Source organism: Lysinibacillus sp. FSL K6-0075 (assembly GCF_038592945.1).
GTDB lineage: Bacteria > Bacillota > Bacilli > Bacillales_A > Planococcaceae > Lysinibacillus > Lysinibacillus fusiformis_F.
On record NZ_CP151947.1, the window covers coordinates 3,941,381 to 3,965,708 of the forward strand.

Consider the following 24,328-nt stretch of genomic DNA (forward strand, 5'->3'; position numbering starts at 1 on the left):
TAGCTAATTATTTGCTCTTTTTTAATGTGTCATTAATCACCTCTGCAAAAATATCAGCAGTTCGATAGGTTTCCTCTAGACTATTTTCTACACCACCAATATTTAACAACAAAGAATTTTCATGTATATCTTGATTATAGGTATTGGCGGTCCTCTCTCCCTTTTCGATAACTCCTCTCGATAGACCCGGATATCGCTGCTCTAATTGTTCATGAAGCTGTACAGCAAATTGCTTATTCTGCTCATAATTGATACTGATTTCCGAAACAATAAATTGAATTTTTGCATATGATTTGCCATTTATTTCGATCGTTGAATCACTTCTACTACTGGAATCTCGGTGAATGTCAAACACCATCTGAATACTTTCATTCTCTTCTAACGCTTTTTTTAAATAGTAACCGGAAAATGTATAGGCTTCTGGGTAATGCTTATTATATTTTTCTAAGACGCCAAAGATATCTGTATTATCATGAATGGCATTAATTTGCAGATCATTTAATGCTTTACTTAACCTTTTCCCAACAAGCGTAACATTTTTCGTCTCACTCACTGCCGTCATCTTTTCCTTTTGTGTGTCAAGTTCGGGGAAATAAGATTCCCGATTATGTGTATGATAAATGTAAACTAAAGGCTTTGATAACGTTTGTGCAGATTGTCCAAATGTCTGGTTGATCCCTTCTCTTTCAAGAATTAGCAAACAAAAAATGAAAATAGATACGAAAACTCCGCTTGAAATAATTGTCGTAAATCTGATAATTTTTCTTTTTTTCTCTAAGTCCCTCGCTTTCATTCGAAGCAACTTTTCTGTTGAGCTTTTGAACTCTTTTGATGGATACTGAGGGTACATTTCTTTTAGCTCATCCATTAATTCCTGCTCACTTCGCATTTGTCAAAGCCCCCTCTATTTCAATATTCAGTTTCTTTTTCAGAATTTTCAAGGCTCGATGGTAATCCACTTTGACTTTCGCCATACTACATTGTAAAACGGCTGCTGTTTCACTTACTGAAAATTCATTGATACCTCGGAGAATGACAACTGCTCGGAAATCAGGCTTTAATGTTGCAATAGCCCCATGAATTAATCTTTTCGTTTCTGTTATTTCAAATTCTTCATCAGGTTTCTTGTCACTCGATGATAACTGTTTAAAAAATCCCTCTTTAAACAGGGCCGTAAACCTCCTTTTTCGATAATGATCGATTGCTACATGTTTTGCTATTGATAAAATCCAAGTCTTTAAAGGATAGTTACTATTAAATTTCGGTAAGCTTTTCAAAACTCGAATAAATACTTCTTGTGTTAAATCCTCTGCATCATTTTGATTACCCATAAAATAAATCAAAAACCGATACACATCCAAATAATGCAAATTATAAATTTCTACTATTTTTGATTCTAAATTAGGCGAATCAAACAAGCTTTCCCCTCCTCCATGTATGGTCACTTATAATTCGTTTGAAAGTGAAAAAAGGTTACAAAAAATTTCAATAAAAAAAGCAGAGCATATTGCTATACTCTGCGATGATCAGCTAAATAAGGGTATACAAAGATCGGGCGTGCTTGGCAATTAGCGTGTAGCCACGGTCTTCTATTTCTTTAATAATATGTGGTTCATAGTTTGGTAACACAAGGCTCGTAAAATTGGCGTCAATTGGTACATTGGTTTGAATCGTTGCAAGCTCATGTGATAGCTGCAACATATCTAAATTATCTTGGATTTTTGTTCGTTGACCTGGCTTTAATTCACCAAGCGACTCTAGTATTTTGTCAATCGAGCCATATGTTTGAATAAGCGTTAACGCTTGTTTAGGGCCAATCCCTTTCACACCTGGGTAGCCATCACTTGAATCACCCATAAAGGCTTTCACCTGTGCAAACTGTGCTGGTTCAATACAATATTCTTCTTTAAAGCGAGCGTGTGTATAAATATCGTATTCTGTATAGCCCTTTTTCATAAACGCAATTTCTGTAGATGGTCTTAAAAGCTGAAGTAAATCCTTATCACCACTAATGACCGTAATGTCTGCCTCGTCCTGCCATTTCGTAATCATGGAGCCAATTAAATCATCTGCCTCCATGCCCTTCACTCCGAAATTCTGCCAGCCAATTTGCTGTGATAAATTTTTCGCCATATCAAATTGTGGCAGCATTTCCTCTGGTGGGGCTGGGCGATTTGCTTTATAACCATCAAATAAATCATTGCGGAATGTATGTGCTCCCATATCCCAGCAAACAGCCATATGTGTAGGCTTCATGATTGATTGTGCTGTTAGAACATGTCGCACAAATCCTTGGGCTCCATTCGTTGGTGTTCCATCTGCCAAGCGAATAAAATGCCCCATGGCAGCCGAAGCGAAAAAAGAACGGAATAACAGTGCCATACCGTCAACAATCAATAATTTTGGTTTTGTTGTCATGAATAATTTCCTCTCTATTACAATACAAAGTTTGTATCTATTTAGTGTTGTCTACTTAAACATTATAGCAAACTTTCAATAATCAGCATTGTTAATACTCGGAAATACACTTACTCTACAACGTAACCTTCCCTTTTTTCGAGATACGATTGCGATGATCTAGTTGAATGCCAGTTAACCATTGTAAAAATGCCGTCACACCAATCTTAACGGTTTCTGGACGCAGTATCCCTTCTTTAGGATCAGCATAAACAAAATCAATATGACGAACACCCTCATTTTCACCAATAAGCTTTAGGATATCAAACAATTCATAAGCCGTTAAACCACCAGGTGAAGCTGCAGGAACATCACATGCAAATACAATATCAAGTGCATCTAAATCCACTGACACATAAATGCGATCTACTTCATACATAAGCTGACGCAGCATTTCACGTATTGTGAGCTGAATACCATCTCGTCGCATTTGCTTTAACGTAATCATATGAATGCCTTGTTCTTTAGCATAATGAATCATTTCTGGTGAATTGAAAAATCCATGCAAGCCAACATTATAGACATGTCTCCCCTCTACAACCCCTGCGGCAATTAACTGATGAATTGGAGAATCTTGCGCTAAACCAATCTCCTCTTGATTCCTTGCATCTAAATGCGTATCAATCTGAATAATGCCAATGCGATCCTGTGGGAAGGCGTTTTTTATCCCTTTTATGGAGTGCGCGGTAATGGTATGATCTCCACCAATCAAACAAGTAAAGCTTCTTTGAAAAGCTATACTTAAATTTTCCGCAGCAGCCTCGATGGCAGACTCCGAAAGCATTCTATCTTGTTCTAGAATCGCCACGTCCCCTAAATCCACAACCGAAAGCGCGCGTAAATTCACCTGCTCATCTAAATTATACGATTGAAAACCTGGCCAAGCCTTACGAAAGGCTGTTGGGTATTGCGCTTTTGACGACGCACCATTGGCATACGATAAAAGGGCGCCATATACAACAATATCCACCTCATTTGGATTCGGATTTGTCTGCTGCTTTATCCACTGATGCATCGCTGATCCATTTTCCTGCTTCCATTGGCATTCTGACTGTATAAACATATTCATCTACCACCTTCTTTTCATTCAAGTTAAATTGACCTAAATCAATTGTTGCTCTCCTATAAATGTCCTAACATATTTCCTCTATAGTAATAGTACCATTCGTACAATGATTTTCGTCAAAGTTTTTCTTTTTTCCTCTTTTATTGGAAATTTTCTTTTGATCCAACAAAAAAAGCAAACTTGAAATCAGTTTGCTCAGAAATTACATATATCTTTTGTTAGGAGATTGTGGCATTTCTCCACTTTTGGAGTGGTGTTCAACCTGCTTTGATCACTTTGACACTCTTTATGAGCGGGGTTCAAACTGCTTTGATCACTTTGACTCCCTTTTTGAGCGGGTTTTTACCTGCTTTGATCACTTTGACACCTTTTATGAGCGGGGTTCAACCTGCTTTGATCACTTTGACTCCCTTTTTGAGCGGCATTCACCTTGCTTTGATCACTTTGACTCCCTTTATGAGCGGCATTCAACCTGCTTTGATCACTTCGACACTCTTTATGAGCGGGATCCAACCTGCTTTGATCACTTCAACACTCTTTATGAGCGGGATCCACCTTGCTTTGATCACTTTGACACTCTTTATGAGCGAGTTTCACCTTGCTTTGATTACTTTGACACTCTTTATGAGCGGGATTCAACCTGCTTTGATCACTTCGACACTCTTTATGAGCGGGTTTTTACCTGCTTTGATCACTTCAACACTATTTATGAGCGGCATCCTCGCTTCTGTGATCACTTTGAAACCCTTTTTGAGCGGGATTCACCTTGCTTTGATCACTTTGACACCTTTTATGAGCGGGGTTCAACCTGCTTTGATCACTTCGACACCCTTTATGGGCGGGGTTCACCTTGCTTTGATCACTTTGACACTCTTTATGAGCGGGATCCACCCTTCTGTGATCACTTTGACACCTTTTATGAGCAGAGTTCAACCTACTTTGATCACTTCAACACTCTTTATGAGCGGCTTCCACCTTGCTGTGATCACTTCGACACTCTTTATGAGCGAGGTTCAACTTGCTTTGATCACTTCAACACTCTTTATGAGCAGCTTCCACCTTTCTGTGAGCACTCCAACACTCTTTATGAGCAGCTTCCACCTTTCTGTGATCACTTCGACACTCTTTATGAGCAGCTTCTACTCTTTTACGAGCACTTAGCTCAACTCTTTGACCAGAAATCACCCTTTATCAAGCAGGAAACTCCACCATTTCAACATTTCGCCTCTTTATTAGAACCTCTCGAATTGACTACTTCTGCTGTTTCGAAAGTTTTTCGCAAAGTTCTGCTACCTCATACATGGAATAGCTTTGAAAATCATACTGGCTACGCAATTCTTCAAAATAACGTAATAGTTCTTCTAGCATCGCCAAATTTTTTTCAATATGCTTACCAAAATTATGAGGGTGCCACCATAAATGATAAAAAGCTTGTGCCTGTGCAGCCTTGAGCATGCCTTCCTTTATTCGCTTTACTTTTAAACTTTCGAATGCACGCAATGGACTACAATATGGCCTTAAAAAAGCACTTGATCGAATATTAATCAGTTGCTCCTCTTGCATTTCCTCCAGTGTGGCAATATGATGGCCAGTTATATTCCAATAGCTATCTAGCCACTTCTTTGCACCTAAAAGTCTTCCCTTTTTCGTAAACTTTTGAGCGTCATATAATGCATGATTTTCTGTACCTCTATAGCAAACATAGCCCGCTTCTAGACAAGCTGTTAAATAGTCTTTGTTTACTTGATTACGGGGAAAAACAATGGACTTCATAGGCGTAGTATAACCTTCACTGATTGTTTTGGTTGCGTGTAAATCTGAACAAAAGGCAGCTTCTGTTTGGCCCTTTTCCAAGCAATAAAAATGAGAAAATGTATGACTTCCTATTTCCTGATGTGGTGTACGTTTAATTTCCTCAATTAAAGATTTACCAAAATGCAGGAGGTCCTCTTGTTCATTTTCGCCCACCTTTGCAAGCTGTGTATGTGCTGCAAAGCGCATGTTTTCATATTTCACAGGGATACCTCGTAAATAATGAGCCATTTCTGCCTTTGATTCAGCAAACAATAATCCGACGGTTGCCCAAGTTGCATGGATATCATATTGCTCAAATAGCGCTAGTATCCTGGGCAAGGCTTTACGTACACCATATAGGTTTTTATTGTATTGTCCATAACGAAATACATCATGGACACCCCAATTCAGCTCAAAATCTAATGAAATAACGAGACCCCCACCATTCATGTTGCTACTTCCTCCATTTTTGCACACCTAGTAATAGTGCACGTATTTTTGATTGGATAATGTAGCCTGAGTAAACATGAACAACCTGGCCACCAAAGCTCAATTTAAAGGCTCGTACATTTCGATTGTCCGTTAACTCGCCCATATCATATAAAACAAAACCGTGCTCCTTTAGGTGTAGCAGGTTATGCCAAATTAAAAAACGATTTGCATAACGGATCGGTCGTTTTAATTGAGCAGGCATAGCGGATGCATGACATGTTGCCTCGTAAAAGGACATCGCTTTTTTTTCATGCACAATATCTAGTCGATAACACAGTGTTTGTCCGCAAATACTTTGGATCTCAGATAATAATAATGCGCCCTGCTCATTGAGGAGCAGGATGGTTTCCATTTGCGACTTACCAATTGCTTCAATCTTTTTTCTTTTGGCAAATTGATTGTAAAATTGCTGAAAGGCTCGCAAGTTTTCTATGGATGGCTCTTTATATAAAATGACTTGATAAAATTCCTTTTGGGCACGTCGTAGGATTTTGCGATTTCCTTCAGAAAGCGCTAAATACAATGAAAGCTCGTGTTCTTGCAAATCAATGTGAATCGTTTCGCTTTTCACAAGCTTGCGACTAGGTACTAGTGAATGCGTATAGCCTACAACTTTCATAGACTTTCGAACATTGGCTGGCTTTTCGAGAAAATAAAAATGATGCATTGCGATATTCCATCGCTTACTTTTAATGGACAGAATGTACATCGCCCCCACTCTCTGTATATTTTTCTACACGGTGTCGCTCAAAACGAGCGATTTTATAATGTTTCATTCGAGAAATAGGTTTATAGCCTAGCTGTACTAAGCGCTTCCGCTTGCGCCATTGCCAAAAACTTACCGTTACCCACAGTGTTTGTGATGGATTTATTTTTCGGAAGAAAGCTGTAATAATATCGATTTGCTTGAAAACATCATAGGCTAAAAAATAGGTTTGCTTTGGTAAGGCTTCTACAATTTGCATTGAATCTACACGCCAATTTGTGGCATGTAATGCAAACGCTGGCTTATTCGTTTCCGCAAAGGAGTCTTTATAGATTGTATAGCCCTTATAAAAGAGGGCCATGATTTCTTCCTGATCAAGCTGCATCGCTTCCTGAATCGACATTTTTTCAAATAAGTTTCCGACAGGCTGCTGTGGTGATATGTCCTCTGATGGGGATAATTCATACAGCTCCACTTGTTTCAAACGAATAAATTTTTCTACGAATTGTTGTCCATATTCTAGCCAATCTTTTACCTTTCCATACTTTACTAAATAACGTAAATGACCTAGTGTGTTACGCTTCCACTCTACGACTCTTTGGTTCCCTTTCACATATTCCTTGAGTCGTTGCTTTAACGATAAAAAACCTGCCAGTAGATTTGTACGTTTCGTACCGCTGCTAGCAAGCATCTGTCTTGTAAAATCAATGTCCGAGCGCCAGTCAAATTTATATGGTTCGTAGCCTATGCTCATATCAAATAAGCGATAGTTAGCAGCAAACGTTCGCTGAATGGTTTCCTGATTGACTATCCGTCCAGCACCAAATAAATTAAATGTTGGTTCATGTGCAAGTGCATACGTTACATAGCGGCCTCGACAGCAAAGTCCATAGGTGAAAGCAATCCACTGGTTTTCAAAGACAAGTGCATCGACCTCCACCTGTAATGCCTCACCTTTAAGCATCGTTAAACGCTCAAAAAAATCTCTTTTCTTGCCCTTTGTAAAGCCACTTGTATCCAGCTTTTTTGCCCATCGTCGATCAAATAACCGAAACATTTGCCAAAGCTCGTCTTGTGAAGGCACACGTCTTGCTAAGGAGCCTAAATTTCTTAGTTTTCGTTCCCGTCGATCAACGCCATGCATTTTGCGGCGTTGATTGAAATGGTGCTGAAAATCTATTTCTGAAAAAGCGAGATAAGGTGTCACAACACGGAAAATACTTGTACGTAATTGTCTTTCTACAAAGTATTGCTCTAGGGTCTTAGTAGACTGTTTACTTTCTAATAAACCATGCAAGGAAAAAATAATATGCCGATGCTTTTTAATAAGCTCATCGAATACAAAGGTTGTTACTTGCTGTAACCATTCCTTTTTAGTCACAATCCCTGTATAATTGGCGATGTTTTCTCCTGCAAAAGCATACACTCTAATCCCCCACCGAATTGACACTGTAAAGGGGAAAAAAGCCATAATCGTCCCCTCATGTTCAATGGCATAAAGCTCTACACGCTCTTTCCGTCCTACAATTTGCCACCAATTATAAAACCAAGCAAATTCTATAAATGGATTATCATTGTCCTCTTCTTCTAAAATGGCATCCCAAATTTCCTTGTACCACATAAGCTCATCATCAGTTCTAATGCGAATTAATTGCAATTTAATCCCCTTTCTTCACTAGTTCTGAAACAGCCTGTTGATAAACCGTTAATGTTTTTTGATACATAGGGATAAAGGTGAAATACTGTAAATAACGGTGTTCACTTGCAGTCCCCATTTGCTCTCTTAAAGTGGTATCCATTAAAAGTTGATGCAGTCTCTTCTTCAATAATTCGTTATCCTCTCGCTCCACTAAAAATCCATTGTCATGATCAACAATGAGCTCTTTCACACCACCTACATTGGTTGCAATAATAGGAAGACCTACACGCATCGCTTCAATAATCGAAATCGGCAAGCCTTCCCAATCTGATAACAGAACAAACAAGTGGCTTTTCTCAAGATAAGAATGAACGTCTAATTGATTGCCTAAAAATGTTACACGATCTGTTAAGCCATACTGTTCAACGATATTTTCTAGAGCCGGTCTCAGAGAACCATCCCCAATCAATTGAAGGTGCCAAGGGATATCCGTCAGTTCCGCTAAAGTCTTTAGTAAAATATCCTGTCTTTTAGGCACTTCAAAACGAGCAACCATGACAATGACTGGCTGCTCCATGCATATCTTTTCAGTTGTTTCATTTCTCTCTATCGGTTCAATGCCATTATGAATAGTCAGCAATTTATGAGCAGGAGCAACCTTCTTCAGTAGTGCCAGTTCCCGATCATATTCAGACACCGTAATAATTTTTGTCGTGAATGGCTGAATTGATTTTTCCATCCGATGATAGAACAGCTTTTTCTTTTGAGGAACACCTTCTGTAAAGCTCCAACTGTGTGCCGTAAAAATAGTTGGAATTTGTAATAAACTACCAACCACTCGACCAATCACACCAGCCTTGGATGAATGGGTGGCTATAACGTCTGGTTGTAGACGTTTGAAAACGGCTCTTAATTGCCAAAATGTTTGAAAATCTTTCGCTATATGAATAGCCCGTTGAAGAGCAGGTATACTGATAACAGGAATTTTATGCTCTTGTAAGTGCCATAGTGATGGTTGATAGGAGCCCGTCACTACTGTGACATCATGCCCATCCTGTTTTAAATGGATAGCAAGTGCCTCCACGTGCTTTTGCGCACCTCCAACTTTATCCATTCGTGTAATAAGCTGAACGATTTTCAGTATGGCCACTCCTTATTTTTTAGTAAGCACCTGTACGTGCAACTACAACATAAATTGTCTTCAACAAAATTTGGACATCCAACCAAAAGGAATAATGGTCAACGTATTCAATGTCATATGATATTTTTTGTCCATGTGAAATATTCGACCTACCGTTAATTTGAGCTAGACCTGTTAAGCCTGGCTTTACCTCCAAACGCCGAGCCTGTAAGGAATTATATGCATTCGTGATCGTTGGTACCTCAGGACGTGGACCTACAATGCTCATATCACCCTTTAACACATTTAAAAGTTGTGGAATTTCATCAATACTGAGCTTTCGAAGGATAGCGCCTACTTTTGTGATGCGTGTATCTTGCTCTGTTTTAAAATAATAATCATCAGGGATACCGTTGGCACAAAGAGAAGGCATATTTACCGGAACTGCCTGGATACACATTGTTCGTAGCTTCCAAATCACAAAGCGGTGATGATCATGGCCAGTTCGTATTTGTTTGAAGAAAATGGGGCGACCTGTTGTTATGAGTAAAATGAGGAATACTGCTAGCATTAGAGGAATCGTCATAAAAAGTAAACATAATGCCCCAACAATATCAAATATTCTTTTGCCGTACTGACCATAGAATGTGAGATTCTGGGCTGTCTGAACGTGCAATACATCATCCTTTGCATTTTTTTAGCACTTAACTCTATATATTCATTTTGAACATTTCTAGAACTATTTTAGAAAAAGTGCTTATTTTATGAAAAAAAGAGTTATATCAGCGACACTTGCTGAATAACTCCTGTTGTCTTATTATATGCTTGCTTCCAAAATTTGAACATCACATTCAATCACAACATTTCCTTTTAATGCTTTACTAATCATACAAGTTTGTTCCGCCTTTTGTGCTAAGCGTATCATTCTTTTTTCAAGTTGTACTGTTAGCTCTTGCACAGTAATAATCGGCTTATGCAAAATTTTTTCATACGTAAAAACGCCATTTTCTACACTGACAAATCCGTGTGCCTGCATAGATAATTCCACCACATCTATTTCTGACCTTTCGAGTAGAGCAGCTAATGTAATTAAATAACAAGTTGCGGCTGCACCTAAAAGCATTTCATCTGGATTTGTACCAATGCCAGGCCCATTCATTTCCCGAGGAATAGAAATTTGTGTTTGCAGATTACTTGCTTTAATGTTTCCTGTACCATTTCTTCCCTCAGACCAAGTTAAGTCCATTGTGAATTTATGCTGAACCATTCTAGATCCTCCTTTATTTGTGTAGCTAAGAAAAATGCTCGCTTACAAACGTAAGGCGAGCATTCCTTTTATTCAACTGTTACTGTATTTTTTTCTGTCTCATTATGGCGACCTTTTTTGGTCACAGTCTGGTACTCAGCAAGGCGAGCCGTTGTACGCCAATAGTGATAGACAAGACGATCAATCCACAGCAAAGCCTCCACTTTCGATACGGCTGTCTCTAACTCTACCACATTTTCAACAGTATGCTCAAAATATGCGTTTCGTTTATCACGTCGCACGGCCGCCATTTCAGAGGAAGTAACCTCAAGCAAGGTTGCTATCTCAGGTAGGCGTTCATCCTCATCGATGATTAGTAGTACTTTTTCCAATACCTCTAGCCACTTTTGAGTTAATGTCTCCTGTAACTGAAAGGCATTAGGATGTTGTTCGCGTAATGCCTTTGACAAACGATAGAGGTGGTCTAAAGCATGTAAAAGGGCTATATGCTTATAACGTTCCTTTTGTGAGGAAGATTGGATAGCATCCATAAATAAACGTGTTTTTTCAATCGCCTCATCCATTTGAGCCAATCTACTGTCTGTTTCAGCTGTGCGTTTTTTCCCTTGAATAAGAGAAACAAGTACAGTCGTCATTTCCTTGGTAATATCTTGTAATGTATTAAAGGATACCTCCACAGCAACCCCAGGTAATTTGGCAACACTACTATCTAAATTACGTGTTAAATGATTGCCTTTTTCAGGAATCATTTTTTCAATGGCCTTTGCAAAAGGACGGACAAATGGTACAAAAAGTATCGCGCCAATCACACTAAATAATGTATGGAAAACAGCAATGCCCAGTGTTTCATCAAAGCTACCATTGATGGATTTTGTGACGAGTTCTGTAAGAGCAAACATAAACGTTGCACCGAATGTCACTAGTATAGCAGTGACTACATTGAACATTACATGGGTCACAGCTGTTCGCTTAGCAGCTGTTGATGCACCAATCGCTGCAAATAATGCTGTAGCAGTCGTCCCAATATTTTGACCAATGACTAAATAAGCAGCCTGTTCAAAATCAATGGCACCTGCATATAAGGCTGTTAAAGTGGCTGCTATTGCAGCACTAGAAGCCTGCATAATAACGGTCATGATAAGACCCAAAACAATTAAAATTAGTTTTCCACTAATAGTATTTGCACTAAATGCATCGAATGGGATTTTATCTTGTACAGCAGCCATTCCTCCCTGAAGAACATCAATGCCTAAAAATAATAAACCAAAACCAGTAACTAGCCCGCCAATTGCTTTGTAATCTCGTGGTGCGAGCAATTGTACAAATACACCAAGTGCAATAAAAGGCAGTGACATTGTCTGCATATTTATCTTGAAGCCGATTAATGAAATAATCCAGCCAGTACTTGTACTCCCGATATTGGCACCAATAATGACACCAATCGATTGGACAAACGTGAGGAGTCCCGCACTGACAAAACCAATCGTAATCAGGGTTGTGGCCGTGGAGGATTGTACAATCATTGTCATGAATGTACCCGATAAGACCGAGCTAATGGTTCCACCTGTAAAACGATTGAGCCATTTTTTTAAGGCATCCCCTGCCAATTCCTTTAAACCGTTCGTTAGCATCGTCATTCCAAGTAAAAATAAACCGATGCCCCCAAGCACATTGATCAACCTATCAACACTCCCTACTAAAATTGTATCTATTTATGAGCGACTCCCTTTTTAAAGGAGTTTTATTCCTCAAACATTCTTAATAGTACCATTATTAAATTTGAGAAAATAGGGATATTTCCCTGCATTGTACAAAATCAACCATTATTTTACGAAAAACAATGTGATAATTTTTATGGTAGAATAGAATAAATAATTCTTTAGGAGATTTTCAAAATGATTTTAACAAAGCAAGAAGCAATACAGGCACTTAAAAAGAACAAGTTCATCGGTTTTACTATTACAACAGGCAATATTATTATGAAAAAGATAAATAAAACCGAATATAATATTTTTGTTTTTGAAGAAGAAAGAGAGAAACCATTACGTTATGTAGGCTCTATCATGAACGTTATGGCGACAATGAGCGATAAAGCTTCCAAGAAAGATTTCGTGATTGTTGAACAACTACCAGCAAGAAACAGTGCTGAAGAAACTCAATCTTCTGAACAGGAAGACATGACAGAAGAAAAAGTAGCGCCAATCGAAGAAAAACCTTTAGTTGAAGGTCAAGAAGAAAGCCGTGCGATTGTTGGCTATGAAGGATTATATGAAATGACGATGAGTGGTCGAATTATTACGGTACGCGAAAACCGCCCATTGGCTCGTTGTAATGATGAATATGGCTTCCATATTGCACGACTAACAAAGGACGGCAAAGCATCTAGCCATAATGTTTTTGAACTTTGGAAACAGACATTCCCAGAGCTGGAGCATACTCTTTTCAAAGGTGCCTTAAAAGCTAAGTATGGTACAGGCTGTAAGCTAATCGATAAACCTGGTATCCATTTTTAATGGAACACCCTCAGCGAAAAAAAGCTGAGGGTGTTGTTGTTTAGACATGATATATTTTTTGCCATTTGAAAATCTTTATTATGTTGATTTTGGCTACTTTATGGAAACCTGCCTGTACGAGCTTTCGCCGTCTGCTTCTATCATACCATGGGGCTATTGTACAAACTGCCCTCCCTTCACGCTGCACTTCAGTAACAATCTCAACTAGTCGCTGGCTGTCATATTCTTTTATAAACGATATATTATCTGACAGCTCATAAGAATAGTCAACCGTTTCTTCCGTTGCCGTTTTATCGTGTCTCTTGTATATGACTTGATCGCCATCTGCAAAGAGTCGATACCCCTTATAGAGGTCTGCAACATTGTTCGCTCGCTCTTTCATCGTCATGATATCCTTCATTGGTAATTCTTGAAATCTCACTTTTTCGCTATCTTGTTTTTGCTCTGCAATATAAACGTCTAAAATATGAACCGATAGTATTCGTTGAAACATTTTCGTAACAGCTCTTAGCCAATCTTTTGTATTTGCATGCTTCAAAAAATAACGCAGTTCTCCTAATCTGTCTCGCTTCAGTTTCACTAGCTGATGATTATTCGTTAATAACCCTTTTAGCCGATCACGTATGACCATCCATAATCGAATATTACGCTCTTTAACTCCTTTTGTACTCATGACAAATTTTCTAGTGAAATCAATATGTGTATACCATTCAAACTTATATGGCTCATAGCCACTGCCTAAGTCATAATAACGATAGCCAGATTGATGTGCTTTTAGCATGTTTTCCTTTTCAATAAGGCGCCCTGGGCCAAATAGGTTAAAATCAGGCTCATGGCCCATTGCCTGGCAAAAATTACGCTCTCTACAGCATAGGTCAATTGTAAAAGCAATCCACTGCCTTTCAAATTGTAAGCTATCGACTTCTACCCGAAGCACCTTGCTGTTGGTTTTAGCTAGCCGCTCATAAAATAGACGTGTTTGCTTTTCTGTAAAGCCACTTTTATCAATTTTCTTTTGCCATCTTCTTGTGAACAACGTAAACATGTCTTGCAGATAATTGGTATTTACTTCCTGAAAGACGACATGACCAAGTGACTTTAATTTGTTTTCACGACGTTTAAGGCTTTTGAATTTCTTGCGATGCTTCTGTAGAAATGTATCTATTGTAATGGATTGAAAATCGATATAGGATGTGACAGTCCGAAAAATCGAATGGGGCATCTGATATTCGATCGCATACTTCTCTAATTCTTGAGAGGTTTTCTTACTTTCTACTAAACCATGTAACACGATTAAATAACGCTTATATTTTCGCGAAAACTCCTTCAATAGAAACGTAATGGAATGTTCTAGCCACTCCTTATCAGCGATCACTTCCATATAGGTCGCAAAACCTTGTCCTAAAAAGCTAAAATAATGGATTGTACCAAATCGTATACAATGCACTAACGGAAAAAAAGCCACTGCCACACCCTGATGTTCCACTATGTAAATCTCTACATTTTCCTGAACCCCAAGCGTTGCCCACCAAGTTGAAATCCATTCGTACTCAATAAAAGGATTATTATTGTGCTCTTTTTCAAGTATCCCTGACCAAGTACTTCTATAGGGCTCTAACTCTTCGATAGTCGTGATGAGTTTATAAGCTAGCAATGTACTAAATCGCTCCTTTTTCCGTTATCATCCATACATTTAGTAGCCACTATATTCCTAGCAAGAAAGTATTAGAACATTACACCAACATAAAAACCCCTCCTCATTAGAAAGGAAGGGTTATATCTCATTTATACGTTTACAAGTGATACCTCACCTTTTGTCACTGCATTGGCCATATGTGCTGTCGCTACATAGCTTAATGTCATACCAGGTCCAATGGTTGCGCCTGGGCCAGGATACGTTTCTCCCATGATAGACGCTGAACAATTGCCTGAAGCATACAATCCTTCAATGGGTTGACCATTCTCCTTTATCACCCGAGCATATTCGTCCACTACGAGACCTCCTTTTGTGCCAATATCTCCAGGATAAAGACGCAATGCATAGAATGGCGCTTTCTTGATTTCTGCTAAATTTGGATTTGGCAGTGTCGGGTCCCCATAGTAATTATCATAGGCACTATCTCCTCGATAAAAATCATCATCATGTCCGTTCCTCGCAAAGTCATTAAAACGATTCACCGTCGCTACTAGACTCTCCGCTGGCACATCCATTTGACTAGCAAGCTCTTCAATCGTTTCCGCACTTTTTGCGACTCCATGCTCAAACCAACTTTTTGGGAAGGCTTGTCCAGGGAACAGTCCTGTAAAAATATAACGGCTTTTAGCAGAGGCATCAATCAGTATCCAGGAAGGAACCGCCTGTTTGGTTGCCTCTTGATGCTTATACATCGTATCCACAAATTCATGATATGGTGCCGCTTCATTGACAAAACGCTGTCCTGTACTATCCACCACCATCATATTGGGTACACCGCGATCTGCCACAAGGAAGAATGGATGTCCTTGTGGATCAATAACAGAAGGTGCTCCCCACACTTTATCCATTAAATCCAACGTAGCACCAATTTTTACGCCAGGTTCAATGATGTCACCTGTTTGCCCTTCTGGTGAAGAAGTCCATGCAGCTTTCGTTGGACTTGGTAAATACTTTTCTCGGAGTGTCTGATTATGTGAAAAACCACCTGAAGAAAGAACAACACCTTTCTTTGCCTCAATTTTCAGCTCTTGTCCATCTCGTTCCACAATAATTCCATTCACTCGCTCCTTGTCCATAATGAAATCTTTAAAGGCAGTTGATAGCCAAAGCTCACCATTTGCTTCTGCAAGAGAGAGTCGTAAACGAGCAACTAAAGCTTCTCCTAATGCGACTGGGTCACTCTTAGTCACCTTTGACTTTACTAAACGCGCCCCTAATTTCAGGGCAGTTGTTTTTCCTTTTAACGTCCGAGTAATCATGTTCACCTTATGAAACTCGTAGCTATTCATCGTGAAGCCTTTTGTTGATAGAGTTGCTCGACGCATAGAATTTGCTAAAGAACCCATTTTCGTTAAATCGAAAATAAGTGGTTCAATGGAGCGTCCTTGTGACAAGCCACCTGTTTTTTCTGGATAATAATCCGAGTAGCCTTTTGCATACTGGAACCGCATATGCTTTGTTTTATTGTATAAAAAGCGTAACATTTCAGGTCCTCTCGTAATATAAGCTTCCTTTAACGCTTCTGGCACACGATCACCGATTGTTGAATCTAGATATTGGCGTGCAAGTTCATGTGTATCTGGGACACCTGCACCTTTAATGACATGATTATTAGGAATCCATAAGGCACCGCCTGAAATAGCAGAAGCACCACCATAGCGATCTGTTTTTTCAATCACTAATGATTTCATTCCTTGTAACTTTGCTGTTAAACCTGCTGTCAATCCCGCTGCACCAGAGCCTACTACCACTACATCATAACTTGCATCCCATTTCATTCAACTATTCCTCCCTATATGAGCTAAATCGATGAATCTGGCCTTTCTATTAAAAAGTATAGAATTAAACCAATATTCAGTCAATTTATACCGTTCCCTATATTTCCACAAAAAAAGAGCATAATCGCTCCCTTTAAGGTTTTAGAATCACCTTTATACAGTTATCTTCCACTTCACTAAATAAGCTTTACTTGCAATTCCCTGATATGATACAGCCTTCATATCATCATCTCCCTCTGTAAAGTATCATTACAACTAGCATAGATTCTGACTCTATTCTTTCCTTGTCTAACGCAGTATGCACATCATGTTTTTACGCTGCCAAATCGACTGCAAGCATATTCATTTCTACTTAGCATATATTTTGAAAAAGACATTAAGTTGATGATAGGGCGGAGGAATTTTATAGGTGAGTGCAATGATACTTGGCGGTTTTCTATTTTTCAGTGTGAGCATTGGGGGCGCGATTGCCTGGATTTTCTCTAAGCTATTTCAGCATACAACACAAGGATTATCATTATTATGTGGGGGTTTTTTAGTAGGCTTACTTGTGCTAGATATCATCCCATCCTCATTTCAAATCTATCAACCATTCGGTATTATACTGGGTATTTTTATTGGCTATTTCATCTTTCAACTACTAGACACCTTATTTCATGCTTCTCATACACAAAATCCCTCGGTCTCTCTATTAACCCTTGCTATGATTATCCATACAATACCCATTAGTCTCACTGTCGGAAATTTACTTGGAAATGCTGCATTAAGTATTTCTCTCACTGCCTCCATTATTCTTCACCATGTCCCAGAGGGCTTTGCTCTATCTACCGCACTCATCTCTCAGGGCGAAAGGCTATGGAGACTTTTCATTTATTTCTTTATCTTTTCTATATTCTTTAGTATTTTCATCTGGTTTGGTCAATATTGGGCTTTACCAGACAAAGCACAAGGGATCTTAATGGGCATTTCGATAGGATTGATTGCTACAGCTAGTATTTCTGAATTCATTTTACATCAGCTACAAAAAGTCTCATTTAAAGCATTTTTTATGTATCTCTTTTTAGGTTATTTTCTAAGCTATATTTTCCATATACTTGTTGAATAACAAAGGGATGTCTCTGCACTTGAGACACCCCTTTGTTATTTTATTCTTCAATTACTGGCATTAAAGCAAGCGTGAGAATCCTACTTCTATTCTTGAATTTGGAGCTAGTTGAGCAGATGAACAAACGACAAGCCACATTACATATTTAATTAGATATAAAGTCGAATATGGTCCTAAATCCCATCACTATAGACATACATTAATGGAAATCAAGCTTACAGGAGGTTTCAAAATGGTTATCACCCCTGGTATAAAAGATTTGCCTTATCGTATGCAGGTAGATGGTTCGAAGTTTTTCACTTTAATTGCGGAAGAAATAACATGGGAGCTTGTCGATGGGATATTCATTCAGGCTTGGGGCTACAATGGTTCCACTCCTGGACCAACCATTCGTGTTTACCCTGGTGATCGTGTATGTATTCGTGTCATTAATCGACTGCCTGAAAAAACCAGTGTGCATTGGCATGGCTTAATCGTCCCGAACACAATGGACGGTGTCCCCCCAATTGAACCGTCACCCTTTATTGAACCTGGGCATTATTTCGATTATCATTTTACGATTAAAAATCCTCCAGGAACGTATATGTATCATTCCCATGTAAATGTTGCTGTGCAAGATAACGCTGGTCTATTAGGTGGATTGATCGTTGAAGATCCAAACTTACAAAATATTCATCAGCATAGGGATTATCTATGCCTCTTACAAGAATGGGCCATCGACCAATTGCCTTGGGGAAAGCTTACAAAAGGTACGTATCCGTTAAATTTTATCAAACCAGAATTTAATTTCTTTACGATCAATGGCAAATGCTATCCTTTTACAAAACCATTAGCCGTACATTTCGGTGATACTGTAAACATTCGTTTTGGCAATATTCAAATGCATCACCACCCCATCCATTTACATGGTCACCAATTTCATGTTGTTGGGGCAGACGGTTTTCCTATCGCTAGTCACAAGCAAATTGCCAAGAACACCATTCTTGTGGCCTCTGGTGAAACTTGGGATATATGCTTTACAGCTAATAATCCTGGTATCTGGCCCATCCATTGTCATATGCCACATCACGTAACAAATAACGGCGCGCCCGGTATTGGGGGCATGTTTACCACGGTGAATTACCTCTAAAATGAGGGCAGCTTAAAAGCTGTTCTTTTTTACGTTATATTTCTTTAATAGTGGGTACATACTTGAAAAGGAATTTCGCGCAAAAAACTTTATATTTATATAATATCAGAGGCTTTCATTTGATTTTTATTCAAAGGTAGAAGTAGTATGGAATTGTAACGAAGGATTATCTACATATCCACACTATTATATTAATGTAACAATTCTAAAGGAGGAATTTCGATGAATTATCAAAACATTACAGTTGCAGGTAGTGGTGTATTAGGGAGTCAAATTGCTTATCAATCTGCTTTCAAAGGTTTTAATGTAACCGTTTACGACATTAACGACGAGGCGTTAAAAAATGCGCAGGATCGTATTACAAAATTAAAACCATTTTATCAACAAGACTTAGGTGCAACTCAAGAAGAAGTGGATGCAGCCTATGCACGTCTTTCATTTAATAGTGACTTGGCTCAAGCCGTTGCCAATGCTGATCTTGTTATAGAAGCAATTCCTGAAGTTGTGAGCATCAAAACAGATTTTTACACGAATCTTGGAAAAGTAGCACCAGCAAAAACAATTTTTGCAACAAACTCGTCTACTTTATTACCAAGCCAATTTGCTGAAGCAACTGGCCGTCCTGAGAAATTTTTAGCTCTTCACTTTGCTAATACGATTTGGAAAAACAATACTGCTGAAATTATGAAACACCCTGGTACAGATATGAAAGTATTTGATGAAGTTGTTGAATTTGCACGCGCCATCGGCATGGTACCACTACCATTGCATAAAGAGCAACCTGGCTATATTTTAAACTCATTGCTAGTGCCGTTTTTAGATGCAGCTGAATCCTTACTTGTAAAAGAAGTGGCTGATCCAGAAACAATCGATAAAACATGGATGATTGGTACAGGCGCTCCACTTGGACCATTTGCTATTCTAGACATCGTTGGCATTAACACTGCCTATAATATTGTGGAAGCGAAAGCAACTGCCACTGGCGATGAAAACATGAAAAAATTAGCTAACCTCTTAAAAACAGAGTACATCGACAAAGGTAAACTTGGTCGTGCAACAGGTGAAGGCTTCTACACATATCCAAACCCAAGCTTTGCTAAACCAGATTTTCTAAAAGCTTAATCGATAAAAAGATGTACATAGTACTTTTTACTATGTGCATCTTTTTTTACTTTCCCAATGTTCGTAGTGACAATCCTATCTTCAGATAAACCGCGTAAGTTATTCCATCATGCATGTAGGAATGAACTCTGGCAACAACAGTATATGTAATCTGGTGACTTCTCGAACACCAGAATAGAAAATCGCCTGGTAGCTTTCACAAGAAAAAGTCCCAAAAACTAGGCGCGTCTTGAAATTTTACTGTTGCAAGCTTTTCTATAATTTTTAATTTAATTTCTTGTTCTAGGTCTTCCCTTTCATGATAGTCTGTATTGTGTAAACAATGTTTAATTTTTGGGATGAAATTCTCGATTATTGTTAGCGTCTCTTCAGTATGTTGATTTTCTAAATTTCCCATAATTTATTCCTCCTTTTTTCCGAGTGAATGATTGAGTTTATTTAAAGCCTTTCTATGATGATTGGATATATTCTGGGGAGTTGTTTGTAATAGTTGAGCTATCTCTTTTATAGAAAGCTCTTTTACATAAATCATCTCTAAAATTTGAAGCTGTTTTACCGTTAGTTTTTGCAAGGACTTTAAGAGCTGTACATCTTCTATATTGTCCAATAATCCTCCACCAATTAAATGATCTAGACCATTTTCATTGCGTGTATCTTCTATTAGCTCTTTTAGGGTCGTCTCCCCCTCCTCTGATAATCCCTTATCTAATATTAATAAAGACCGATTTTGCAGCCTTCTTCTTTTTTTATCAAAATCTAAACTAAAGAAATAAATTAAATTACTTACATATTTGATCTTCCTAACATTTATATAGTGCGATTGAAAAGATTCATCAACGAGTTTCTTATTCAAATCAGTTGGATATAAGATCGCTTTTTGCACCAAATAAAGATTTTGGGAATCCGACAAAAAGCTTTTAATAATTGGATTGTTAACCTGCTCATTATTTCTATAGAAAAATTCCTCTATTTTTTGTTTATCATTCTTCATTTAATAATCCCTCCTATTATCCGCCTTCTTTCTATATAAAGTGAATGTTGTATCTATATTATAAACCAAAATAAGAACAAGTGTTCTTAGAAAGATAAAAAAAATCACCTTTTATACAAAAAAGGTGATTTAATCCAACTTAGTTAAATTTCTAATATAGCTTTTATTTTTTCTGGCTGATAACCAATAATTCTCTCTACTTTATTATCAGCGACTAATAAAGTAAATGGGATAGCGCTACTATTAAATTGCTTAAACTCCATTAATACGTGCTCTTCAGTAATATCCTTATTATTATAAGTAATATTATTTTCCTCTAACCACTCCTTCAACCTAATACAATATTGACATCCATCGCTTGAATATACCGTTATATCATACTTCATCTTAGAGACCTCCTTTTTTCTATAAAGAGGATTAAAACATAAGAAATGAAACCATGACAAAATAATATTTTTTTTATAGGCAGGTTGTTTTTATTACAGAAGAATCCTCTTTACATAGTACAGTTACAATTTTGGTGATATAGCCAAGCGGTAAGGCAAGGGTCTGCAAAACCTGGATCCTCGGTTCGAATCCGTGTATCACCTTATATTACTAATTTGGAGTAAGAGGGAGGGTGATTTACATTATGACACCAGAAAATGTTCCAATTTGGATTAGCCTAATAGGAAATTTTGGATTCCCTATTGCCATAACAGTCTATCTGTTCATTCGCTTTGAAAGGAAAATAGATAAATTAGAAGCTGTCATCATGGAGTTATCTGAAGTTATAAAATCTCTTAATTACAAGAAAGGAGGGTAATCCACATGGAAATTGAAAAATTAATGGCCTGTTACTGTAAAGCAAGAGAAGTTCAATCATTTTATACAAATTGTTTAGCGAGTGACAGTCTGTCCCCAAAGGAACGCGATTTACTAATAAATCTTATACAAAATACCAGTATTTCTTCTAATTTATTGAGGGAATATTGTCAGATTCATGCTAATGAAACATGATCTATTAACAAAATAAACCCATCAAATAATTTAGGTTAAGAACTACCTAATTTTATTTGATGGGTTTTAATTTTTAATAAGTGATTTAAGCTTCTTTAAATCCAAACGTTTCTATTAGAAATATTATTAGCACAATGGAATTGAGGATAATTAAAAGTAATTCTACTACCGCATCCCATACCACTTTTTATACAGTAGAATAACAAGAAATCAACATTTATGGAGCAACTTTTATATTATTATGTAATGGTGATAATAAGGTTTTTTCATAATCTTTAAGTATTGACTATTATAAATAAAAAAAGGCAAAGTTGATTTCAGGCAAGGAATGGTTTATTCGATGTGATGAAAACTGTAAATAACACGTGTGGTATAATTGTAATAAAGTCAAACCTTCATTTACATACAAAGGGGCGGTGCTATTTGCAAAGAAAAATTTTTACGTATTTATCAATAATTTTCTTGTTTTTAACATTTCTTATTGGATTGGCTCCTCAATATATTCTGGGAATTGGCATAACAATTCCATTTATTTTAGGAATTTCAGGACTAATATTTGCTATTTTAGGGATAAAGGGACCCACTCGTATGATTTTAGTTGTCCTTAATTCGTTTATATTAGTAGTGTTTATCGGGATTTATCTAATGGCTTTTTATGGATTTAATAAACCTTAAAAGAAGCAAAGTTTATCTTTAAAAGTCAGAATGATAGGAATTTTATGATAGTCTACAAAGAATAGCTATACTATATCTTCTTATAATAATCCATAGTATTTTTTAGGCTAAATAGATGAAAAGTATATAATTGGATTCTCGGGTCTTGCTTTTTTGTATTTGGTGCTTATGAGCCTTCATTATAATTGCCAAAAAGGCGTAGTTTTTGAGATGTTTTAGTATTGGTTAAAAATAAATGCGCGAATAGGTCCTAAATTATTTTTCAGAACAATATAAAGAAAAAATTGTACTTTTTATTTCTCTCTTAATCATTCTATTCTATTTAATTAAAATAACTATTAATTATAATGCATATTACCTATATTCTAAATGTACTACTTTAATCGTTTTATCAAATTCCATAGATTCGAGCTATTAGCCTCCTTATTCATAACGTAACAAACCATTCAAAAGCATATAATTTCGTTTTATAGGTTTAATTTATATTTCCTGAAAAAAATTTAAAAATGCAGTTTAAATCTCCAGTTGTATTTCACTTTACATAGTAATGAAGCACATCATACTAAATGTTGCTTCAAATACTTTAAAAGGGAGAGAAAACAATGACTGAAAAACAAACTAAATCAGGAATTAAAGAGTTATCGAAAAATGAGGTTAACAATTTAGTTGAAAAAGCATTGGCAAATGAAAGTGTGCAGACGCTTATCAACAACTCACTAAATCATTACCCTGCTATTAAAGCTAAGTATACTGATCTTCGAGCTTTAATAACACAATCATTAGGCGGAGAATTTACTAAAGGAACTACCCCTGTACAAGTTCTTACTTTAGTTATGGAAGAACTTCAGACAGTAATTACTTTTACTGTCGAAAACGCAGAATTTAAAGCTGTTTCGCATTTCCATGGTCATTCAAGTGTTATCGAAGTTACACAATCTGTTGGAGTAAATTTATTCCCAATTGTAACTATTAAGATTAATGGAGAGTATTTCGATTATGAATGGCACACAAACCCATTATATGATGTCAATGAATTACGTTCTTCTACACAAAATAATGAACTTAATCTAATGTGGTCAAATTGTACTATCTGTACTACTGTTTGTGACACTATCCAAGGTTTAGGATGTACCTTAGCTGGTACAGCAGCTTGTATGGTAGCTTGTGCTCCAATCGGTACTGTAGCGTGTCCATTTATTTGTGCAGCTGTTTTTGGATTAGTGTGCCTTAGCGAAAATAAGATCACATGTGGACCAGGTTGTAAATCATTAGGGTTTTGCTAAATAGAAATAACAAGTTATAAAGTTAATATCTCCCCACCAATAATGTTATAATTAAAATAGGAGGGGAGATTCTTGTTAGCCTATAAGAGAATAATTATAATACATTTACTTATTATGTTTTCTAGCATTTTTATTAGTTTTCAGATAAAAGGTATATGGATAGGATTACTTATATTTTTATTGGTGTATGCTTCTCTTTTTTGGTTGTTTATTGGACTACCTTATGCATTTCAAACAAAGTCGAAGTTTTTCGAAAGGTATTGGAATTGGTTAGTAAAAGGTGGGAAAATTGGTCCAAAAAGCTAAAGATTTATTCTTTAATATTGCTTAATAATAGTAACAGAATACTCAATTTTATAAGAGAAATATTAAATTTAATCTACCTCCGAAAATGTTAGACTTTTACTAACATTTCAGGGGTAGATTTTTGTTTAATATTGAGCGAATTTCTCCTTTTTATTTATTATCATCTTCCTTCTAACACTTTATTATTTAA

The 24,328-nt window shown here is 37.2% G+C and carries 25 protein-coding genes and 1 tRNA gene; 10 read left to right on the forward strand and 16 right to left on the reverse strand.

Going from position 1 to position 24,328, the window contains the following annotated elements; all coding sequences use genetic code 11:
- Positions 1-7: 7 nt before the first annotated feature.
- From MHB65_RS19630 to MHB65_RS19645, 4 genes are all read right to left on the reverse strand, one after another.
- Positions 8-889: a stage II sporulation protein P gene (locus MHB65_RS19630; protein ID WP_342441431.1), complete on the reverse strand. Its 882-nt coding sequence runs from the start codon at positions 887-889 to the stop codon at positions 8-10.
- On the reverse strand, positions 879-1,418 hold the full coding sequence (locus tag MHB65_RS19635) for an RNA polymerase sigma factor (protein ID WP_205445310.1): 540 nt from the start codon (positions 1,416-1,418) through the stop codon (positions 879-881). Before MHB65_RS19635 ends, MHB65_RS19630 begins: the two co-directional genes overlap by 11 nt.
- A gap of 112 nt (positions 1,419-1,530) precedes the next feature.
- Positions 1,531-2,418, reverse strand: coding sequence for a 5'-3' exonuclease (locus MHB65_RS19640; RefSeq protein WP_342441432.1), 888 nt, complete (start codon positions 2,416-2,418; stop codon positions 1,531-1,533).
- Between the two features lie 115 nt (positions 2,419-2,533).
- Positions 2,534-3,520 carry an agmatinase family protein gene (locus MHB65_RS19645; RefSeq protein ID WP_342441433.1) on the reverse strand — a complete coding sequence of 329 codons (987 nt, stop codon included), beginning with the start codon at positions 3,518-3,520 and terminating at the stop codon, positions 2,534-2,536.
- 270 nt (positions 3,521-3,790) lie between these two features.
- Between MHB65_RS19645 and MHB65_RS19650 the strand changes: the two genes are divergently transcribed.
- On the forward strand, positions 3,791-4,684 hold the full coding sequence (locus tag MHB65_RS19650) for a hypothetical protein (RefSeq protein WP_342441434.1): 894 nt from the start codon (positions 3,791-3,793) through the stop codon (positions 4,682-4,684).
- Between the two features lie 90 nt (positions 4,685-4,774).
- Here the strand turns inward: MHB65_RS19650 and MHB65_RS19655 are convergent, their stop codons facing one another.
- The 7 genes from MHB65_RS19655 to MHB65_RS19685 all read right to left on the reverse strand — a co-directional run bounded on the left by MHB65_RS19655 (position 4,775) and on the right by MHB65_RS19685 (position 12,211).
- Positions 4,775-5,767 carry a polysaccharide deacetylase family protein gene (locus MHB65_RS19655; RefSeq protein WP_342441435.1) on the reverse strand — a complete coding sequence of 331 codons (993 nt, stop codon included), beginning with the start codon at positions 5,765-5,767 and terminating at the stop codon, positions 4,775-4,777.
- Positions 5,768-5,771: 4 nt separating this feature from the next.
- The gene (locus MHB65_RS19660) at positions 5,772-6,518 is read right to left on the reverse strand and encodes a hypothetical protein (RefSeq protein ID WP_342441436.1); all 747 of its coding nucleotides are present in this window, start codon (positions 6,516-6,518) and stop codon (positions 5,772-5,774) included.
- Positions 6,499-8,172 (reverse strand): GNAT family N-acetyltransferase, encoded by a 1,674-nt coding sequence (locus MHB65_RS19665; protein WP_342441437.1) that lies wholly within the window; start codon positions 8,170-8,172, stop codon positions 6,499-6,501. The genes MHB65_RS19660 and MHB65_RS19665 overlap by 20 nt, the downstream gene beginning before the upstream one ends.
- A gap of 1 nt (position 8,173) precedes the next feature.
- Positions 8,174-9,304, reverse strand: a complete 1,131-nt coding sequence (locus MHB65_RS19670) for a glycosyltransferase family 4 protein (protein ID WP_342441438.1) — start codon at positions 9,302-9,304, stop codon at positions 8,174-8,176.
- A 10-nt stretch (positions 9,305-9,314) separates the two neighbouring features.
- A complete protein-coding gene (locus MHB65_RS19675) occupies positions 9,315-9,950 on the reverse strand; it encodes a sugar transferase (RefSeq protein ID WP_342441439.1) in 636 nt (211 codons plus the stop codon).
- 141 nt (positions 9,951-10,091) lie between these two features.
- Positions 10,092-10,541: an SACOL1771 family peroxiredoxin gene (locus MHB65_RS19680; RefSeq protein WP_342441440.1), complete on the reverse strand. Its 450-nt coding sequence runs from the start codon at positions 10,539-10,541 to the stop codon at positions 10,092-10,094.
- Positions 10,542-10,609: 68 nt separating this feature from the next.
- On the reverse strand, positions 10,610-12,211 hold the full coding sequence (locus MHB65_RS19685) for a Na/Pi symporter (protein ID WP_243456399.1): 1,602 nt from the start codon (positions 12,209-12,211) through the stop codon (positions 10,610-10,612).
- 225 nt (positions 12,212-12,436) lie between these two features.
- On the opposite strand from MHB65_RS19685, the gene MHB65_RS19690 reads away from it, so the two are divergent.
- Complete coding sequence (locus tag MHB65_RS19690; protein ID WP_342441441.1) at positions 12,437-13,054, forward strand: 3-ketosteroid-delta-1-dehydrogenase; 618 nt, start codon at positions 12,437-12,439, stop codon at positions 13,052-13,054.
- 40 nt (positions 13,055-13,094) lie between these two features.
- Here the strand turns inward: MHB65_RS19690 and MHB65_RS19695 are convergent, their stop codons facing one another.
- Positions 13,095-14,708, reverse strand: coding sequence for a GNAT family N-acetyltransferase (locus MHB65_RS19695; protein ID WP_342441442.1), 1,614 nt, complete (start codon positions 14,706-14,708; stop codon positions 13,095-13,097).
- A 131-nt stretch (positions 14,709-14,839) separates the two neighbouring features.
- The gene (locus tag MHB65_RS19700) at positions 14,840-16,528 is read right to left on the reverse strand and encodes an FAD-dependent oxidoreductase (protein ID WP_342441443.1); all 1,689 of its coding nucleotides are present in this window, start codon (positions 16,526-16,528) and stop codon (positions 14,840-14,842) included.
- A gap of 418 nt (positions 16,529-16,946) precedes the next feature.
- On the opposite strand from MHB65_RS19700, the gene MHB65_RS19705 reads away from it, so the two are divergent.
- The 3 genes from MHB65_RS19705 (at position 16,947) to MHB65_RS19715 (ending at position 19,884) form a co-directional block, all read left to right on the forward strand.
- Complete coding sequence (locus tag MHB65_RS19705) at positions 16,947-17,633, forward strand: zinc transporter family protein (protein ID WP_243456400.1); 687 nt, start codon at positions 16,947-16,949, stop codon at positions 17,631-17,633.
- Between the two features lie 232 nt (positions 17,634-17,865).
- The gene (locus tag MHB65_RS19710; protein ID WP_342441444.1) at positions 17,866-18,762 is read left to right on the forward strand and encodes a copper oxidase; all 897 of its coding nucleotides are present in this window, start codon (positions 17,866-17,868) and stop codon (positions 18,760-18,762) included.
- 222 nt (positions 18,763-18,984) lie between these two features.
- Positions 18,985-19,884, forward strand: a complete 900-nt coding sequence (locus MHB65_RS19715) for a 3-hydroxyacyl-CoA dehydrogenase (protein ID WP_342441445.1) — start codon at positions 18,985-18,987, stop codon at positions 19,882-19,884.
- A 196-nt stretch (positions 19,885-20,080) separates the two neighbouring features.
- Here the strand turns inward: MHB65_RS19715 and MHB65_RS19720 are convergent, their stop codons facing one another.
- From MHB65_RS19720 to MHB65_RS19730, 3 genes are all read right to left on the reverse strand, one after another.
- Positions 20,081-20,281, reverse strand: coding sequence for a hypothetical protein (locus MHB65_RS19720; RefSeq protein WP_205445336.1), 201 nt, complete (start codon positions 20,279-20,281; stop codon positions 20,081-20,083).
- 3 nt (positions 20,282-20,284) lie between these two features.
- Entirely contained in the window at positions 20,285-20,875 is a 591-nt protein-coding gene (locus MHB65_RS19725; RefSeq protein WP_342441446.1) for a sigma-70 family RNA polymerase sigma factor, read from the reverse strand.
- Positions 20,876-21,018: 143 nt separating this feature from the next.
- On the reverse strand, positions 21,019-21,261 hold the full coding sequence (locus MHB65_RS19730) for a glutaredoxin family protein (protein WP_342441447.1): 243 nt from the start codon (positions 21,259-21,261) through the stop codon (positions 21,019-21,021).
- 133 nt (positions 21,262-21,394) lie between these two features.
- On the opposite strand from MHB65_RS19730, the gene MHB65_RS19735 reads away from it, so the two are divergent.
- The 5 genes from MHB65_RS19735 (at position 21,395) to MHB65_RS19755 (ending at position 23,832) form a co-directional block, all read left to right on the forward strand.
- A tRNA-Cys gene (locus MHB65_RS19735) sits at positions 21,395-21,465 on the forward strand.
- A gap of 41 nt (positions 21,466-21,506) precedes the next feature.
- Positions 21,507-21,680, forward strand: a complete 174-nt coding sequence (locus MHB65_RS19740) for a YvrJ family protein (RefSeq protein WP_016993736.1) — start codon at positions 21,507-21,509, stop codon at positions 21,678-21,680.
- A gap of 5 nt (positions 21,681-21,685) precedes the next feature.
- A complete protein-coding gene (locus MHB65_RS19745; RefSeq protein ID WP_342441448.1) occupies positions 21,686-21,874 on the forward strand; it encodes a hypothetical protein in 189 nt (62 codons plus the stop codon).
- Between the two features lie 423 nt (positions 21,875-22,297).
- Entirely contained in the window at positions 22,298-22,549 is a 252-nt protein-coding gene (locus tag MHB65_RS19750) for a hypothetical protein (RefSeq protein WP_016993735.1), read from the forward strand.
- 602 nt (positions 22,550-23,151) lie between these two features.
- Complete coding sequence (locus MHB65_RS19755; protein WP_016993734.1) at positions 23,152-23,832, forward strand: hypothetical protein; 681 nt, start codon at positions 23,152-23,154, stop codon at positions 23,830-23,832.
- The last annotated feature ends 496 nt before the right edge of the window (positions 23,833-24,328 follow it).